Annotated in this window: 15 protein-coding genes; 7 read left to right on the forward strand and 8 right to left on the reverse strand. The window is 57.6% G+C overall.

Going from position 1 to position 15360, the window contains the following annotated elements:
* Positions 1-4 precede the first annotated feature (4 nt).
* Positions 5-2500: a DNA gyrase subunit A gene (gene gyrA, locus B2G88_RS07765; protein WP_087714461.1), complete on the forward strand. Its 2496-nt coding sequence runs from the start codon at positions 5-7 to the stop codon at positions 2498-2500.
* Between the two features lie 248 nt (positions 2501-2748).
* Here gyrA and B2G88_RS07770 read toward each other — a convergent pair whose 3' ends face one another.
* The 3 genes from B2G88_RS07770 to B2G88_RS07780 form a co-directional block, all read right to left on the reverse strand.
* Positions 2749-3288: an Rrf2 family transcriptional regulator gene (locus tag B2G88_RS07770; protein WP_087714462.1), complete on the reverse strand. Its 540-nt coding sequence runs from the start codon at positions 3286-3288 to the stop codon at positions 2749-2751.
* 135 nt (positions 3289-3423) lie between these two features.
* A complete protein-coding gene (locus B2G88_RS07775; protein WP_087714463.1) occupies positions 3424-4353 on the reverse strand; it encodes a ZIP family metal transporter in 930 nt (309 codons plus the stop codon).
* A gap of 152 nt (positions 4354-4505) precedes the next feature.
* Positions 4506-5186 carry a metal-dependent transcriptional regulator gene (locus B2G88_RS07780; protein ID WP_054862798.1) on the reverse strand — a complete coding sequence of 227 codons (681 nt, stop codon included), beginning with the start codon at positions 5184-5186 and terminating at the stop codon, positions 4506-4508.
* 113 nt (positions 5187-5299) lie between these two features.
* Here B2G88_RS07780 and rocF point away from each other — a divergent pair, with 113 nt between their 5' ends.
* A complete protein-coding gene (gene rocF, locus B2G88_RS07785; RefSeq protein WP_087714464.1) occupies positions 5300-6220 on the forward strand; it encodes an arginase in 921 nt (306 codons plus the stop codon).
* A gap of 93 nt (positions 6221-6313) precedes the next feature.
* Positions 6314-7483 (forward strand): NAD(P)/FAD-dependent oxidoreductase, encoded by a 1170-nt coding sequence (locus B2G88_RS07790; RefSeq protein ID WP_087714465.1) that lies wholly within the window; start codon positions 6314-6316, stop codon positions 7481-7483.
* Positions 7484-7518: 35 nt separating this feature from the next.
* Here the strand turns inward: B2G88_RS07790 and B2G88_RS07795 are convergent, their stop codons facing one another.
* Positions 7519-8076: an acyltransferase gene (locus B2G88_RS07795; protein WP_054862797.1), complete on the reverse strand. Its 558-nt coding sequence runs from the start codon at positions 8074-8076 to the stop codon at positions 7519-7521.
* An 83-nt stretch (positions 8077-8159) separates the two neighbouring features.
* Entirely contained in the window at positions 8160-8966 is an 807-nt protein-coding gene (locus tag B2G88_RS07800; protein WP_087714466.1) for an Nmad3 family putative nucleotide modification protein, read from the reverse strand.
* 289 nt (positions 8967-9255) lie between these two features.
* Here B2G88_RS07800 and B2G88_RS07805 point away from each other — a divergent pair, with 289 nt between their 5' ends.
* Positions 9256-9798, forward strand: coding sequence for a hypothetical protein (locus B2G88_RS07805; RefSeq protein WP_054862796.1), 543 nt, complete (start codon positions 9256-9258; stop codon positions 9796-9798).
* 445 nt (positions 9799-10243) lie between these two features.
* On the opposite strand, the gene B2G88_RS07810 is transcribed toward B2G88_RS07805, so the two are convergent.
* Complete coding sequence (locus tag B2G88_RS07810) at positions 10244-11329, reverse strand: tyrosine-type recombinase/integrase (RefSeq protein WP_054862795.1); 1086 nt, start codon at positions 11327-11329, stop codon at positions 10244-10246.
* Positions 11330-11900: 571 nt separating this feature from the next.
* On the opposite strand from B2G88_RS07810, the gene B2G88_RS07815 reads away from it, so the two are divergent.
* Positions 11901-12182: a helix-turn-helix domain-containing protein gene (locus B2G88_RS07815; RefSeq protein ID WP_054862814.1), complete on the forward strand. Its 282-nt coding sequence runs from the start codon at positions 11901-11903 to the stop codon at positions 12180-12182.
* A gap of 5 nt (positions 12183-12187) precedes the next feature.
* On the opposite strand, the gene B2G88_RS07820 is transcribed toward B2G88_RS07815, so the two are convergent.
* Both B2G88_RS07820 and B2G88_RS07825 read right to left on the reverse strand, forming a co-directional pair.
* Positions 12188-13201, reverse strand: a complete 1014-nt coding sequence (locus B2G88_RS07820) for a Cdc6/Cdc18 family protein (protein ID WP_054862794.1) — start codon at positions 13199-13201, stop codon at positions 12188-12190.
* A gap of 63 nt (positions 13202-13264) precedes the next feature.
* Entirely contained in the window at positions 13265-14059 is a 795-nt protein-coding gene (locus tag B2G88_RS07825) for a hypothetical protein (RefSeq protein WP_054862793.1), read from the reverse strand.
* Between the two features lie 329 nt (positions 14060-14388).
* Between B2G88_RS07825 and B2G88_RS07830 the strand changes: the two genes are divergently transcribed.
* On the forward strand, positions 14389-14850 hold the full coding sequence (locus B2G88_RS07830) for a type IV pilin (RefSeq protein ID WP_054862792.1): 462 nt from the start codon (positions 14389-14391) through the stop codon (positions 14848-14850).
* A gap of 2 nt (positions 14851-14852) precedes the next feature.
* Positions 14853-15359: a type IV pilin gene (locus tag B2G88_RS07835; RefSeq protein ID WP_087714467.1), complete on the forward strand. Its 507-nt coding sequence runs from the start codon at positions 14853-14855 to the stop codon at positions 15357-15359.
* Position 15360: the final 1 nt, after the last annotated feature.

Raw genomic sequence — 15360 nt, forward strand, 5'->3', positions numbered from 1 at the left:
GTACATGAGTTCAGACGTCCCCGATTCAACTGACGTACAGGCTCGAGCGGTCGAAAACGTCCGCATCGAAGACGAGATGGAACAGAGCTACATCGACTACGCGATGTCCGTCATCGCGGGTCGTGCGCTCCCACGCGTCGAAGACGGCCTCAAGCCCGTCCACCGGCGCATCCTCTATGCAATGCACGAGATGGGTGTCTCGAGTGGCTCGAGTCACCGCAAGTCCTCCTCGATTGTTGGGGAGACGATGGGTGATTATCACCCACACGGTGACAGCGCAATCTACGACACGCTCGTGCGGATGGCCCAGGATTTCTCGATGCGCTATCCGCTCGTGGATGGCCAGGGGAACTTCGGGTCGATGGACGGCGATCCAGCAGCCGCCCAACGATACACAGAGGCTCGGATGTCGTCCATCTCCGAGGAACTGCTCGAGGATATTGACAAGGACACCGTTGATTTCTCGGCGAACTACGACGACCGCCTACAGGAGCCGGACGTGCTGCCGGCGGCGTTCCCGAACCTGCTGGTCAACGGCTCGTCGGGGATCGCAGTCGGAATGTCGACGAACATCCCGCCGCACAACCTCGGCGAGATTATCGACGCGACAATCGAACTCATTGACAACCCCGACGCAACCGTCGAGGATCTGATGGACCACGTCAAGGGGCCAGACTTCCCCACTGGTGCGAACATCGTCGGCCGCGATGCCATCTACTCGGCGTACAAGACCGGCCGCGGGCGCATCCGCGTCCGCGCCGAGTTCGAGGTCGAAGAGTGGCAAAACGGCCGCGAACGCATCGTCATCACGGAACTGCCCTACCAGTCCAACAAAGCTCGCCTCGTCGAACGCATCGCCGAGGACGTCACCGACGGCGAAATCGAGGGCATCTCCGACCTACGCGACGAGTCTGACCGCGACGGCGTCCGCGTCGTCGTCGAATGTACTCGTGGCGCAAACGTCGAGGTCGTCAAGAACAAACTGCTCGAGAACCATCTCGAGCGAACCTTCGGTGTCATCAACCTCGCGCTGGTCGATGGCCAGCCACAGGTGCTCTCGCTCAAGGAAACGCTCGCAGAGTACGTTTCCCACCGCCGCGAAGTCGTTCGCCGACGCAGTGAGTACGACCTCACCGAAGCACAAGACCGCGCCCACATTCTCGAGGGCCGTCTGAAGGCCGTCGAGAACGCGGATAACGTGGTTGAACTGATTCGCAACAGCGAGACCCGCTCGGACGCAAAAGATGCGCTTCGAGAGGCCTATGACTTCTCGCAGGATCAGGCAGACCACATCGTTCGGATGCAACTGGGCAGTCTCACCTCGATGGAGACCGCCGAGATTGAAGACGAATACGAGGACGTACAGGCCGAAATCGAGCGCCTGAGTGCGATTCTCGACAGCGAGCAGGAACTGCTCTCGGTCATCAAAGACGAACTCCGCGAGATCAAAGCCGAGTACGACGACGACCGTCGGACCTCAATCATCGAAGATCAGGGGACGGTGACCCACGAAGACCTCATCCCAGAAGAGGAAGTCTTCGTCGTCATGACCGAAGACGACTACGTCAAGCGGATGCCGATTGAGGCCTTCGACCCCCAGGGTCGAGGGGGCAAAGGCATCATCGGCGCGGACGTCAAAGAGGGTGATCGTGTCACCACGGTGTTCCGAGCGAACACCCACGACTACCTGCTTTGCTTTACCAATCAGGGCAAAGTCTATCAGCTCAAAACCTACGAAATCCCAGAAATGGGCCGGACCGCCCGCGGAAAATCCGCAGTCAACATCCTCGATCTCGACGCGAACGAGGATATTACTGCCATCGTCGACACTGACGCCCTCGAGTCCGATGAGTTCGTGACGATGGCCACCCGAAATGGCTACGTCAAGCGGACTGCAGGCGAGGAGTTCGAGAACATCCGAACGACTGGGATCATCGCTTCTGACCTCGAGGAGGGAGACGAACTCGTCGACGTCGAAGTGACCGATGGTTCGAACGACCTCGTGATCGGGACCGAACATGGGATGACGATCCGCTTCGACGAAGCCGAGGTGCGGTCGATGGGTCGAACCGCTCGCGGTGTCAACGGCATCAAACTCCAGGATGACGACGCAGTTGCCGGCCTCGTCGCGACCGACGAAGACGACGGCCAGGCGCTGTTGACCGTGACACAGAACGGGTACGGCAAACGGACCCGCCTCACCGAGTATCGAACCCAGTCGCGATACGGCAAGGGACTGATCGACATCAAGACGGGCGAGCGAAACGGCCCCGTCACGGCCGTCAAGGCCGTCGACGACGACGACGAGCTCGTGATGATGAGCGAGAGCGGCCAAATCGTCCGCACTCGAGTCGACGAGATTTCGACGGTCGGGCGCAACACGATGGGCGTAATCGTCATGGACGTCGAAACTGGCGATGCCGTCTCGAGCGTCGATGTGATTCCGGCAGCATCGGTAGTTGCGGACGACGATGCCGACGACGCGACCGACGAGAACTAGCGCGACTCTTTTCAGTGCGGTTTTTTGCTGTGATTGTGTGGTAGTGTTACAGAGTCACTGTTGTGACAGCAGTGTGTCTGGGACCGTCTACTGTCAGTCAGTATCGCCGAACTCCGCAGACGAGTCTCGAGTGTGGTGATACACAGATACAGCAGTCCGATCAGTCAATCAGCGCGCCTGAGACAAAACCGACAACAGATCTGAGAAGAATCTCTGCCTCCGCGACGAGCGGTTGTTTCGAGACGCGATCAGTGGTCAGGGGTTTCGCCTGGGCCTGGTGCAACCATATCCTCGATCCGAAGAATGAGGATATTGTTGGTGTCGTCTTTGCCATCGAGTCGCCCCTCGATGACCAGTTTCGACAGCGGCGTCGGGCCGACGGTGACGGCGTCGTCTTCGGAGATGCCGTCGATTGTGCCCTGAATGTGGATTTCCGCGCGGCAGAGTTCGGGGTGGTGGACGCTCGAGAGGTCGATCTCTTCGACGATAATGTCGTCGACGGATTCGCCTTCGTGCTCGAGTGGGACGGATGCCGGGTCATCCATCTGCTGGATCTCGAGGGCTTCGTAGGCTGCGGCGGTTGGTTTGTACCCACCCTTGGGACCGGGGACGCCCTCGACGAGTTGGAGGGCTTTCAGACTCTGCATCTGATTGCGGATCGTTCCCGGGTTACGGTCGACCTGTGCGGCGATATCCTCACCTTTGATCGCGTCTTCGGACTCCTTGTGTAGATTCGTGAGTGCGCGGAGGATTTTCTTCTGACTCGGCGTCAGTTCAATTGATGACATAGTGAATTATTCGTATTTGGTTTCCTTAAACCCGACGGGTGAAGCCGAGCTACGGTTCGGATTATGATATCAGTAGCGGGAATAGTAAGGTGTTTCTTTTTGTTCTACGGGGGACAGTCACACACGGTCGTGCGGTTAGGCTGGGAAGAGCCAGCCCTCGAGAACGAGTTCGGTGAGGACGTCCTCGAGGATGAACATGAGGGCGAATCCGACCACGAACGTGGCAGCATTGATCCGTGTCAGGACGGCTTCGGCATCGAATCGAATGAGGTCAGCAACCTCGATGAGAACCTGCAAGATTGCACCGATTGCGATTGCAAAGAACAGGGCTGCAAGGAGATCTGACTGGGCGAAACTGCCGATCCAGCCACCGAGGATGACGGGGCCGCCCGCGATGACACCCATTGCGGCGAAGTGTCGAAGCGGCGGGGTTTCACGGTCGCGAGCGACCGCGGCGACGACGGTTGGCCCTTCCATCACGTTGTGCATGATGAACGCGAGCATCAAGAGCAAGACCTGTGTTGGCTCATCGAGGACGAAGTAAGTCCCAATACCAAGCCCCTCCCCGATGCTGTGGAGACCAAGTGCGAGGGCGACGAGATAGGCGACCTCGAGGCCGCTTTTATCCGTTGCGGCCATTTTTCGCTGTCGCCACGTGCTTGCGCCGTACATGACTGCGAAGGTCGCTCCGAAGCCGAGACCGACGAGGGCAATCCCTACCAGCGTGTGCTGGGAATCTGCGACATGCTCGAGGACGTCGCCAGCCATCTCAACGGCGATAAATACGAGGACACCGGCTGCAAGCGCCATGAACGCGTGCAGATATCGTGCCTCGAGATCGCGAATAAATGGGAACCAGAGCATTCCGATAATGACAGGGATAACGCCTGCAATCGCGCCGATCACGGTGAGCATCCAGAGAATTTCGGCTGTGCTTGCATCTCCAGCCGTAAGCGCACCGAACGGTTCGGTGAAATAGAGCAACGCGAAGACGACGGCAAGAATACCCACTGGCCCAACTGCGAGAACCCATCGTGGGACCCGATCTAGCCATCGATCAGCCATTGACTCGATCACCTCGAACTCCGAAACATCGACTACTCATTGAGTCAAGTTTAGATGGGGCTAAACATATATCTTTTCAACCGATTTTCGGTTAGACTGGATCTAAACCTGCAGCTTTCGGAGAAGAACAGACAGTTGTTGTATACCAGTGGTTATTGCTCGAGTTCGGCTGGCCTGGAGACACGGACGTGGTGGGCAACGTCTTCGGGGAGCGAGACTGGCTCATCGTGGCCGGTTGCCCGTGCGGTGAGCATTCCGAACGGCGCAACTTCGATAATCTCGAGTTCGACACCGGGTTCGACGCCGTGGTCTGCGAGATACGAGAGAACGTCCGCATCGTGGTCAGCGACTTCCTCGACGATGACGGTCTCGCCCGCTTCGAACTCCATCATCGACTTCCCGTCCGTTCGTTTGGGCGGTTCGAGGTCGGCGCTCGGAATCGGTGCCCCGTGGGGGTCGACCTCCGTCTGGTCGAGTGCGTCTGCGACACGGGCCTCGAAGTTTTCGCTGATGTGGTGCTCGAGTCGGTCGGCTTCGTCGTGAACTTCCGACCAGTCGTAATCGAGATGTTCGGTGAGGTAGGCCTCGAGCAAGCGATGGTGTCGAACGACCTCGAGTGCAACCGTTTCGCCCTCGTCAGTGAGGGTAACACCACGGTATTTTTCACGGTCGACAAGGCTCCGGTCCTCGAGTTTGTCGAGCATGCTGGTCACGGTGGGCGACGTGACATCCAGTTCCTCGGCGATTTCGGAGGTTTTGATGCGGTCGTCTGTCGACCGCTGGAGCTGATAGATGATTTTGAGATAGTCTTCCATCACGTCGCTCAGCATCATAGACAATATTTAGCCCTGTCTAACCCTAAATCTGTCGTCTATCGGAGCGTGGAACGGTCGTGGGTGTGATCGAGACCACTACGACCAAAGCAACCGGCCTCGTAGACACTAGTATGACCGACCGTCTCCGAATTATCGGCGCGCCAATGGACTACGGTGCAAATCGGCGTGGCGTCGACATGGGACCGTCTGCGATCCGATACGCCGGACTCAGTGACGAACTCGAGGCAGCCGGCGTCGCCACGGATGACGTGGGTGACTTACAAATTTCTCGAGCCGAAGAACTTGATCCCGACGACGACACTGCGGGTGTGGAGAACGCCAAGTTCCTCCCAGCAATCGAAGACGTCAGTACGCGTTTGGCTGACCGCGTTGCACAGACGCTCGCCGATGGGGAGTTCCCGCTCGTGGTCGGTGGCGATCACTCGATTTCGATTGGCTCGATAACTGGGTCCGCGCGGGACGCCGACCTCGGAGCGATCTGGTTCGATGCCCACGCCGACTTGAACACGCCCGCGACCTCGCCAAGTGGGAACGTCCATGGGATGCCACTCGGCGCTGTTCTCGGACGCGGCGTCTTCGGCGACCTCGAGTGGGCACACGCACCCCAACTGCGTGAGGAATCCATCGCTTACGTCGGCCTCCGAAGCATCGACGAGCGCGAACGGGAACTGGTTCAAGACAGCGAAATGACCGCCTTCACGATGTCAGATATCGACGAGCGCGGGATGACTACCGTCGTCGAAGACGCACTCGAGGTCGCGACCGACGGGACGGACGGGGTGCACGTCAGCCTCGATCTCGACTGGATCGATCCCAAAGAAGCCCCCGGCGTCGGCACCCCCGTTCGCGGCGGCGTCACCTACCGAGAAGCTCATATGGCCCTCGAGACACTCTCGAAACATCACGACCGCAATGGCATCCTCCGATCCATGGACGTCGTCGAGGTGAACCCGATTCTCGACGAAGCCAACGAGACGGCGACACTGGCTACTGAACTTACTGCAAGTGTGTTCGGGAAGCGAATTCTCTGAGTTCGAACTGCCAAAAGCGTGTTCAATGGTAACACGAATCGTGCGTGTACCGGTTCCAACACCTTTGTATCGGAGGGTTTCGGAGTATGACGTATGACTGAAAACGTCGTCGTACTCGGTGCCGGATACGCTGGTGCTGGTGCGATATCGAAACTGCAGTCGGAACTCGACGACAACGCCCGACTCACGTGGATTGCCGACGTTGATTATCACCTCGTTCTTCACGAATCCCACCGCGCGATTCGTGATCCCGATGTTCGCTCGGACATTACGTTCCCCGTCAGCGACATCGCTGACCCCTCGACACGATTCATCCAGGACGAGGTCGTCGGAGTCGATGTCGACGAACAGGTCGTCGAACTCGCAGACAGCGACAGTGTTGACTACGACTATGTTCTCGTCGCACTCGGCACCCAGACTGCCTACTACGGTATCCCCGGCCTCGAGGAGCACTCCCTGACGCTCAAGAGTCTCGACGACGCCCTCGAGATTCACGAGGCTATCGCAGACGCCAGCCAAGCAGCCACCCGCGGTGAACCCGCACAGGTCGTCATCGGTGGCGCTGGTCTCTCCGGCATCCAGACAGCAGGCGAAATCGCGGAGTTCCGCGACGAACACCGCGCCCCAATCGACATCCACCTTGTCGAAGCACTCGAAGAAATCTTCCCCGGCAACGACCCCGAGATTCAGCAGGCACTTCGTGACTTGCTCGAGGACGCCGGCGTCCAGATCCACACGGACGACCCGATCACTGAAGCGAACGAAGACGTCATCGAGTTCGACGAGGGCGAACCACTCGATCACGACGTGCTCGTCTGGACCGGCGGCATTACGGGTCGCGACGCGATGGATGAAGTCGACCTCGAGAACGAACACAACCGCGTCACCACGGAAGCGAACTTCCAGACGTCGAACGAGCGCGTTTTTGCGGTGGGTGACTCCGCAATCGTCGATCAGGGTGACCAGCCAGCTCCACCAACCGCGCAGGCTGCCTGGCAGGCCGCCGACGTCGCCGGTGAGAACATCTCCCGTGCAATCGAGAACCGCCCGCTCAAGACCTGGGAGTACGAGGACAAAGGGACCGTCGTCTCCGTCGGTGACAAAGCCGTCGCCCACGAAGTCAAGCCAGCATTCGGCGTTTCGCTGCCTGTGGATACCTTCGGCGGCTTCGCCGCGAAGAACCTGAAAAAGATGATCGCGGCCAAGTGGATCGCCAGCATTACCTCAGCGAATACGGCCCGTAAGTCTTGGTCGTCGCTGTAATCGGCCGGACGGGTTAGTTTTTCTCTCTTTCGTAGCTACTCCTCGTCAGCGTCGGCTGTGTCGTCAGTGGCGTCGCCATCGCTCGAGTCGCCGCCCATCGGCTCGGCCGGCACACCCGCAACTGTCATCCCCGGTTCGACGTCGGTCGTGACCAGCGAGTTCGCCGCGACGCTCGCATCCGCACCGATCTCGACGCCTGGAAGGATAATCGCACCCGCACCGATCATCGCTCGCTCGCCGATCACGACCCCACCCGTTCGATACTCGTCCTGCAGAAACTCGTGGCACAGAATCGTGGCATCGTAGCCGACGATTGCGTGCTCCTCGAGCGTGATTAGTTCCGGCCAGAACACGTCCGGGGTCGCCTCGAGTCCCCACGAGACGCCCGTCCCAACTGTGACGCCGATTCGTCGGAGGAACCAGCGTCTGGCGCGCAGGCTCGGCGAGATGCGGGCGAGCCAGACGAAGATGTAGTTGAGCGCGATCCGAAGCGGGTGTTTCGCGTCCGTCCAAAAGGCAAGCGAGTTGCGAGCGCCCGGAGTCGAATGGCGCGTAATCCGGTCGTGGCGGGCGCGAGGACTATCGTCGGTCACACCTGCCGATTCGACGGATCAGTACAAGAAACCGACCGGTTCCACGTGGGTCTTTCCACCGACCGCAAGACTGCCACTCGCGCTCAGATTGCTCCATCGGTTTCGGTTCGCCCCTCGAGTGGACCAACACGGTCGCGGAACGCGTCGCCCGAGAGACCACAGCGGTAGGCCGGTTTGTACATCATGTTCTTGCCACCCTCGCGAACGTCCCAGGCCTCGTCGATCTCATCGCGCAGATAGTACTGTGCCCGCTCGTTCCCCGACTTCACGTAGTACTCGCTCAGACGAATTGGGTGCCTGTCGAAGAGTCCACCCGGCTCGCGACCGTCGATCATGACGACCGGCTTCTCGAGATACGGACGCCCCTCTCGAGCGCGTTTCGTATGTGCGTTCTCGGGGTGAGCATCGAATATTTCCTCACACGCAGCGAGTGACTGGTCGGGTGTGACCACGTCAACACAATCAACTGTGAAATAGCCGATCAGGTACCGATGGGCGCGGTCGCCGCCGGGGCGACGCAACCCAGCATAGAAGCCGACAACGTCACCGGGCTCAAGCGCTCGAAGCCGAGACACGTAGCCACTGGTGCGGTGCTCGCCATACGTGAGGGCCTCGAAATTCGGATCCCGGTGGAGTGGCCACGACTCGAGGTCGTCGCCGGTGACTGTGTCTTGGCCGCCGCGGATCGGCTGCGGTTGGATGCGAGTGGTTAGATCTGCAGCAGTGCCCTCGCTTGCGCGAAGCGTCCACGAGCCAAGCGTTGCAGACTCCGTTGTCTCGCGAGTCTTCTCAGGAATCGGAATGTACTCGAAGCGCCCGTCATCGTACAGCGACCCGAGCGTACCGAGATTCGTGCTATCCGCGCCGACACCCGCGAGGACGACCGTCATTGAGTGCGGATTTCGGCGGTATCGTCATAACAACCGTGATCCCTGGTGGTGACACCGCATGTCTGTCGGCGTTCTTGAGGCCATAATATAGTAGCTATTGAAAGTCAATGTACACCTGACCGCAGGACAGCGTTGCGATCAGTGTGTAAACAGTTTCAGTTGTTACTATACAGGGAACATGTCTGGACAGATTCAGTACAAACTCCTCGCTGTCGAGTCAGTTGGGTGATCTCAAAAGGAAGAATTTCCGAAACTATGATCCATTGGTAGTGTCGAGTACGGAGTATTGATGACGTTACAGGATGAGCTAACCAAGATTCAGCCGTTTATCGAGGACGACGAAACCTCGATTGACGCATACTCCTCTGATGTGGAAACAGGAATTCTAACAGATCGACGTCTTATCCGATTCAAAACGCTGGGTCGAAACGAAGACAAGACACAGGTCACATCCACCTACTTCAATCAGGTGTGCGAGACGAGAGTCGAACACAAAACAACACCCGATTTCGATCAGGATTCACTCATTTATGGCGTCATTGCGTTGTTCATCGCTCTCGTCTCGATTGCGCTCACAGGGCAATTTGAAGGCGATGCTTCGGCCGTGTTGATACTCGTTGGAATCGGTGTCGGTGTCATGGGAATTATTCTGCTGCTAGAGGCATACAATACACCAGCGGGCTCAGTGACTGTTCATTTGAAAACAGCCGATGGCGAAGTCGCAGTCAGTGTCATACTCCCCGAAGATCACTTAGAATTCGCACAAACGCTCTCAAAGACCGTGAGTAACGCACACACCCCTTCGAGTCGCGTCACACAGACCGTTGGATAGACCAGCTGGAGAGCACTACAGTGACTTCAATGACACGTGGCGGCGGGTCACCGCGACACCGAACAGGTGACGATCACTATCAGCGATGTCTTCTGAGTTAGTCGTCGTCGGTCTCTTCGCTGTCTTCATCGTCACTATCCTCCTCGAGTTCGGCAAGCGCCTCTTCGACGTCTTCTGGCGTGGCTTCATCAATCCCTATCCGTACGTCCGCCATTCTGTTGGTTTATTTAAATTTTCTTGAATCGACGGCCACGGTGCGACCGTCACGCCGACCACCCCTGGAGATACTGTTGACTAAGTAGAAATATCCCAAAAGCGAGAATTGGATTTTCGGGTGTTTCAGGGGGTTGAGAACCCCACGGATGAACACTTAGATAATTTCGAGTGGGACCGCCGAGGTCATCGATACCGGTTTTGCGTACACTGATTTGATCGGTTGTAAAACTCATGCTGAATCCTCCGTCAGAAACTCTCGGCGAGACTGCATTCGCCGAATCGGGTCGGGGTGGTCGTAGTGCTCCCTGATCACGTCAGGGGTAGCGTTCACTCGCTCCGCAACGACTTCCGGCGGCCAGCCACGGTCGCGCATGTGCGTAATCGCACCCGTTCGAAGCGGATGGGGCGATCTGCTCGAGGGACACCGAGCCTCTTTCCCGTGGTCCAGGGCCTCGCAGTTCATCGTGTCACGGTCATGTGGACACCCGCCCCAGCGGCAGGGCTGAGTCAGGATATAGACCTCTCGGCGAATACTCGACTTCGACGCTCTGGCGTTTGCGCCCTTCTCAGTCGTGAACAGCGGCTGCCGTTCAGTCGAATCAGTCCGCTCGACGCGGTTTATGTCGATATACTCCTGTACGCAGTCGGCTACCTCCTGCTCGAGGGCCACCGGCCGTTCACCCTCGCGTTTGTTCTTCAACGGCGTCTCCGACCGGTGTCGAAAGTAGACGAATGGGATTTCAACTGCCTCGAGTGCCGCCTGATCGATATCGTCCTGGTGGCGAAGTCGCTCGAGGTCGGATTCCTCGAAAAAGCAATCCTGTAGATCGAGCGAGCACAGCCCACCGAGTCGGCAACCGGTGTGCCACAGTAGTTCGAACATCGCGTGCTGTCGCGACGCGCGCTGATACCGGCTCAGTTTCTCGCGGATTCTGTCTGCACGCTCGGCTGGCAGCAACTCGTCGTTGACGCGGTCGGACAGGTTGACCGTTGGAACCTCGACCTTCGTCGGCAATCGTTCGGGAACCGCATCGATCCGCTCGCAAAACTGAATGAATTGCTTGAGCGTCCCAATTTGGTTGTTCAACGTCGTCACCTTCAGCCCATCTGCACGCCGCTTCGAGTCGAACTGGAAAACCTGGCGGCTCGTGAGATCGTTCAGATTATCGATTCCTTCCGCATCACACCACTCGAGAAACGGCTTCAGTCGGTACTCGTAGCTCTGAATCGTTTCATCGGCTCGTGTTGACTGCAATCGATCAAGCCACATCTCTGCAGCCTCTCGCGGAGCAATCGGCTCGAGCCCTTGGCTCATACAGCCACCCCGGCCGCCCGAGTTGTAGTTGACAATTCGAACATAACCAGTGGATGGGGTGCCTGTTTCTTATGTCTACACCGGTGATGTCCGGAAAACCGCCAAAACGCTTCTACGGCCGGAAATTCGGCTCGAGAAGCGCTGTAACCCGTGTCCGGAAAATGTCCGGAAGTGGCCGGAACGTGTCCGGAAAACTCGAAACCGCAGTACAGCGCGGTGGTAGCTGAATCTCTTTCCGGACATTCGGCCGGTGTGTCAGTGAGCGAGCGATGCGCCTTTCGAGCGGGAAGTTTAATCCCCCGCGGGTTGCGTGTTTGCATGCTTTCGTGCAGTCTCACGAAGGCCAGGCGGGCCGGTGCCACAAACACCGGGTCCGCGACTTCTACCGAGGACCCGACCGGGCAGCGGCGGGTCCGTCTGGCTTTCGTTGCTCATCCGACTGGAGCGATAGAACTTAAATCTATGCAATAGAACTTGCACAAGTGGATAGAGATATGCATGTAGGAAATTCATCGGTGCGACTAAGAAACGAACCTCAGAACAGAGGGGTATGCGTCCCCGGGTGCCGTGGATGAACGAAGTTGACGACTCCATCCTCGAGTTTCTACACGAACTCGAGATTGACGGCCACCCGGTGGCTCTCAAGCCCGGCGCTGTGCACTACAACGTCGTCACCGAATTCGGGATGCTGGATAAGAGTCTGAGTACGTTTTCCCGTCGAATGTCCACACTCGCCGACCACGGGCTGTTAGAAAAGGCAGGCGACGGGAAAGGCTCGCCGTACAAGATTACCAACAAAGGTCGTGCGTACCTGGCGGGCGATCTCGAGGCAGACGACCTCGAGCAGGACTGACCGACTTAGGGTTCAGGAGCGTAGTAGGTTTTTCCGCGCCCATTGCCCACCGCCTCGAGAATGCCATACTTTTCGACGAGCGTCGACAAATAGCGCCGCCGCGTCCGGGCGGTTTTCGGCTTGCTGGCGCGCTCTTCGTACGTCGCGTGTAGTTCGGTCACGCCGATCTCGCCAGCACTGTCAACAATATCGTACAGCAACCGCTTGTGCGTCCCCAGTGCGTCGATGTGATCTTGGTGTAGATCACGGCGGGCTTCGTCGTGAACCGCATCAATATCCTCGAGTTCGATCTGTGAGCGCTCGGTGCGAGCGACTCGGCGGGTGGCTTTCTCGAGCAGTTTGATTGCCTCGCGTGCGTCCCCAGCAGCGAGATCGGCGATGTATTCGATAACATCCATCGCAATCACGCCGGGTCGAAGGCCGGCGTTGATTCGTGCCAGGAGGATATCGACCAGTTCGATGTGCGTGTACTTGCGCAAGTACAGCGTCTCCGCGCTCGAGAAGCGAGATTTAACGCGGCCGTTTAGCTGGTGATTCGCGAAAAAGTCGTCTTCGTCGATTGTAATCGCAATGATCGTCACGTTCGGCAGGTCACCCAGCCCGAGCAGCAGGGTTTCGTCCTCGAGGACGTCGACCTCATCAAGAATTGCGACGATGTGGTCGTCGGTATGTCGAAACTCGTCGATAAACCGCCCTGCGCCGGTGCCGTCTCTCGAGAGGTGTGTTCCAATTCCTGAGTCTTGGGCGAACCCGTGCAAGACGTCGGTTTTCGCTGATCCTGACATGCAGTTCCAGTACGCACGCCGCACGCCGAAGGACTCCTGGCGAAGCTTCCGCACGACGTACTTCGCGAGCGTGGTCTTCCCTGAGCCCGAGGGGCCGAAAATCAGCGCGTGGTCGCTACTGTGTCCGTTCGTAATCGGGTCGAGCACCGCCGCGAGTTGACTGATTTGCCCGTCTCGGTGCTCGAGGTCCTGGGGGAGATACGTCGTCTCGAGGGCTCGAGCATCGGTTATCATACCTAACCTGCAGTAACAGTCAGGTAATAAAACTAGATGGTCGAGACAGATTCGAGAGGCGTGCTACAGTTCCAGTGCTCGAGCAGCGTCGGCCGAGATCGTTACCGAGGCCTCGCCAGCCCGGACTGGTTCACCTGCAACGGATTCGATGAGGGTCGCAAGCGCTTCCCGGTAGCCGTTCGGTCGCTCTTCGATTATTTGGACTGAATCACTGCTCGAGTCTTTGTACGCACGGTTCGCGAGATAGCTGTGGACGAACAACTCACGCACGTCCACGGGCGCGTCCTCGAGATACCAGGGGAGGGCAAAGTCCTCGAGTTCGCTCTTCTTTCCCAGTGGTGCCCCCAACACGTGCAGTACACGGCCCAAGATAGCGCCGTCGTCACCGGGCCGGACGACAGGCCCGCTCACTTCGTCAGCCTCTTCGTGGACCGTGTGGCCGACACCGGCCAACTCGAGCGCGTCGATCACGTGCGAGTGATACCCGCGTTCGTTCAGTACGAAGGTGGGCTGCCAATTTTTGAGGATTGACCCGCCGGAATAGACGTTCGCGACGAGTGCGTTCAGCGCGGTGAATTGCTCGTCGTCGTATCCGACCTCGAGCCACTCCCGGTCACGTGCAGTTCGGAGTCCGGCGACGACATTCGGTGTCTTGCCGTCGGTCCACGACCGAACGCGCCCTGTCGGTAAGCCGAGCGCGTTCGAGATTGCGGTATAGCCCTTGTCTGGGTTGTCCGCCTGGTACGTTCGGACGCGCCGGTACTGGTCGACCGCAGTGTACGCGTCGTCGTATGCGCCCCCATCGTAGGTCGCCGCAAAGTCCGGTTCGGAGACAAGACTAGTGGCGCGGTCGGACATACTCTCGTGTCGTGAGTGTGGTATCAAGTAGCTGCCGACTCGAGGGCTATTTTCAGAAATCGCAAGACTGAGGCGTCTTCAAGGGGGTGTTGTAGGCCTTCTACAGGTGCCTGATTCTCAGGGTTGAAACCGTTCAGTTCGCTGATTTTCGCTTTTGAGATACACTATGGACAAATTATATATAGTCACTGTTCACTGGTTGTTACCAGCGCCAGAGAAGAACGATGGAAGGGTGCTTGGGATGGGCAGTTTCCCAACCCTTCAACGCGTGTAATGCGTTGGTGGTGTCAGCGATAATCCTTCCGACCGTTCACGGCGTGTGATAATACATGGATTTGAAAATCGTACGCGACAGACTAATTGGTGATGGGGAACAGCGAGCCGTGTCTCCAGTGATCGGGGTCATCCTCATGGTGGCAATAACCGTCATTCTGGCGGCCGTGATTGCCGCGTTTGTGCTGGACCTCGGCGATAGTGTTGGGCAGGAAGCACAGGCTGGTGTGACAATTGACGTTGATAATACCGACGGTGAGGAGAGAATCACTGTCGAGGTAACGTCCCTTGGGAACGCAGATCACGTTAATCTCGGTGGCAACGCTATAGATGACTTTGATTCTGTAGATGGTGATGATGTAGATGGTGACGAAGGGTTAGAAGTGGGAGATGTACATACGATCCACGATGATTCGAGTAGTGGTCTAGATGGCTCAGGTACAATCACTGCAATTGCTGTAATTGAAGAGGATGGTACCGAAACACAGGTAGCTAGTGAAAGCTACGACTTCGACTAAAAATGGATCTGAAACCGCTTCGATCAAAAATAGTCGGTTCGGAGGAAGAGCGAGCTGTCTCACCAGTTATTGGTGTCATCCTCATGGTCGCGATAACTGTCATTCTGGCGGCCGTGATTGCAGCCTTCGTGCTTGATCTGGGAGATAGTGTTGGTCAAGAAGCCCAGGCCGGTGTAACAATTGAGGTTGACGAGAACGACGAGGTGATTCAGGTAGAAATCACATCGATAGGAAACTCTGATCATGTCAACCTCAGCGGCTCTGTAACCAATGCCGACTGGTACGACGGTGTAAGCGAGAATGACTTCTACGACACTGGAAACCCAGGTGATGAGATGACTGAACTCGGAGTCGGTGACGTGGTCACACTTGGTGACGGAGAAGATGTTAATATGGATGATGTTAACAGTCCATCTGGAACGGTTACTGCAATTGCGGTAATTGAAGGGGACGACACAGAAACGCAAGTCGCAAGTGAAGAATTCGACTTTAGTTTCAACACTGCATAAC

Source organism: Natronolimnobius baerhuensis (genome assembly GCF_002177135.1).
Lineage (GTDB): Archaea > Halobacteriota > Halobacteria > Halobacteriales > Natrialbaceae > Natronolimnobius > Natronolimnobius baerhuensis.

Bases quoted from the DNA above. Each gene is read 5' to 3' on its own strand.
- gyrA (WP_087714461.1), top strand. From the start codon at position 5: ATGAGTTCAGACGTCCCCGATTCAACTGACGTACAGGCTCGAGCGGTC.
- B2G88_RS07770 (WP_087714462.1), bottom strand. From the start codon at position 3,288: ATGTCATCAATTGAACTGACGCCGAGTCAGAAGAAAATCCTCCGCGCA.
- B2G88_RS07775 (WP_087714463.1), bottom strand. From the start codon at position 4,353: ATGGCTGATCGATGGCTAGATCGGGTCCCACGATGGGTTCTCGCAGTT.
- B2G88_RS07780 (WP_054862798.1), bottom strand. From the start codon at position 5,186: ATGATGCTGAGCGACGTGATGGAAGACTATCTCAAAATCATCTATCAG.
- rocF (WP_087714464.1), top strand. From the start codon at position 5,300: ATGACCGACCGTCTCCGAATTATCGGCGCGCCAATGGACTACGGTGCA.
- B2G88_RS07790 (WP_087714465.1), top strand. From the start codon at position 6,314: ATGACTGAAAACGTCGTCGTACTCGGTGCCGGATACGCTGGTGCTGGT.
- B2G88_RS07800 (WP_087714466.1), bottom strand. From the start codon at position 8,966: ATGACGGTCGTCCTCGCGGGTGTCGGCGCGGATAGCACGAATCTCGGT.
- B2G88_RS07805 (WP_054862796.1), top strand. From the start codon at position 9,256: ATGACGTTACAGGATGAGCTAACCAAGATTCAGCCGTTTATCGAGGAC.
- B2G88_RS07810 (WP_054862795.1), bottom strand. From the start codon at position 11,329: ATGAGCCAAGGGCTCGAGCCGATTGCTCCGCGAGAGGCTGCAGAGATG.
- B2G88_RS07815 (WP_054862814.1), top strand. From the start codon at position 11,901: ATGAACGAAGTTGACGACTCCATCCTCGAGTTTCTACACGAACTCGAG.
- B2G88_RS07820 (WP_054862794.1), bottom strand. From the start codon at position 13,201: ATGATAACCGATGCTCGAGCCCTCGAGACGACGTATCTCCCCCAGGAC.
- B2G88_RS07825 (WP_054862793.1), bottom strand. From the start codon at position 14,059: ATGTCCGACCGCGCCACTAGTCTTGTCTCCGAACCGGACTTTGCGGCG.
- B2G88_RS07830 (WP_054862792.1), top strand. From the start codon at position 14,389: ATGGATTTGAAAATCGTACGCGACAGACTAATTGGTGATGGGGAACAG.
- B2G88_RS07835 (WP_087714467.1), top strand. From the start codon at position 14,853: ATGGATCTGAAACCGCTTCGATCAAAAATAGTCGGTTCGGAGGAAGAG.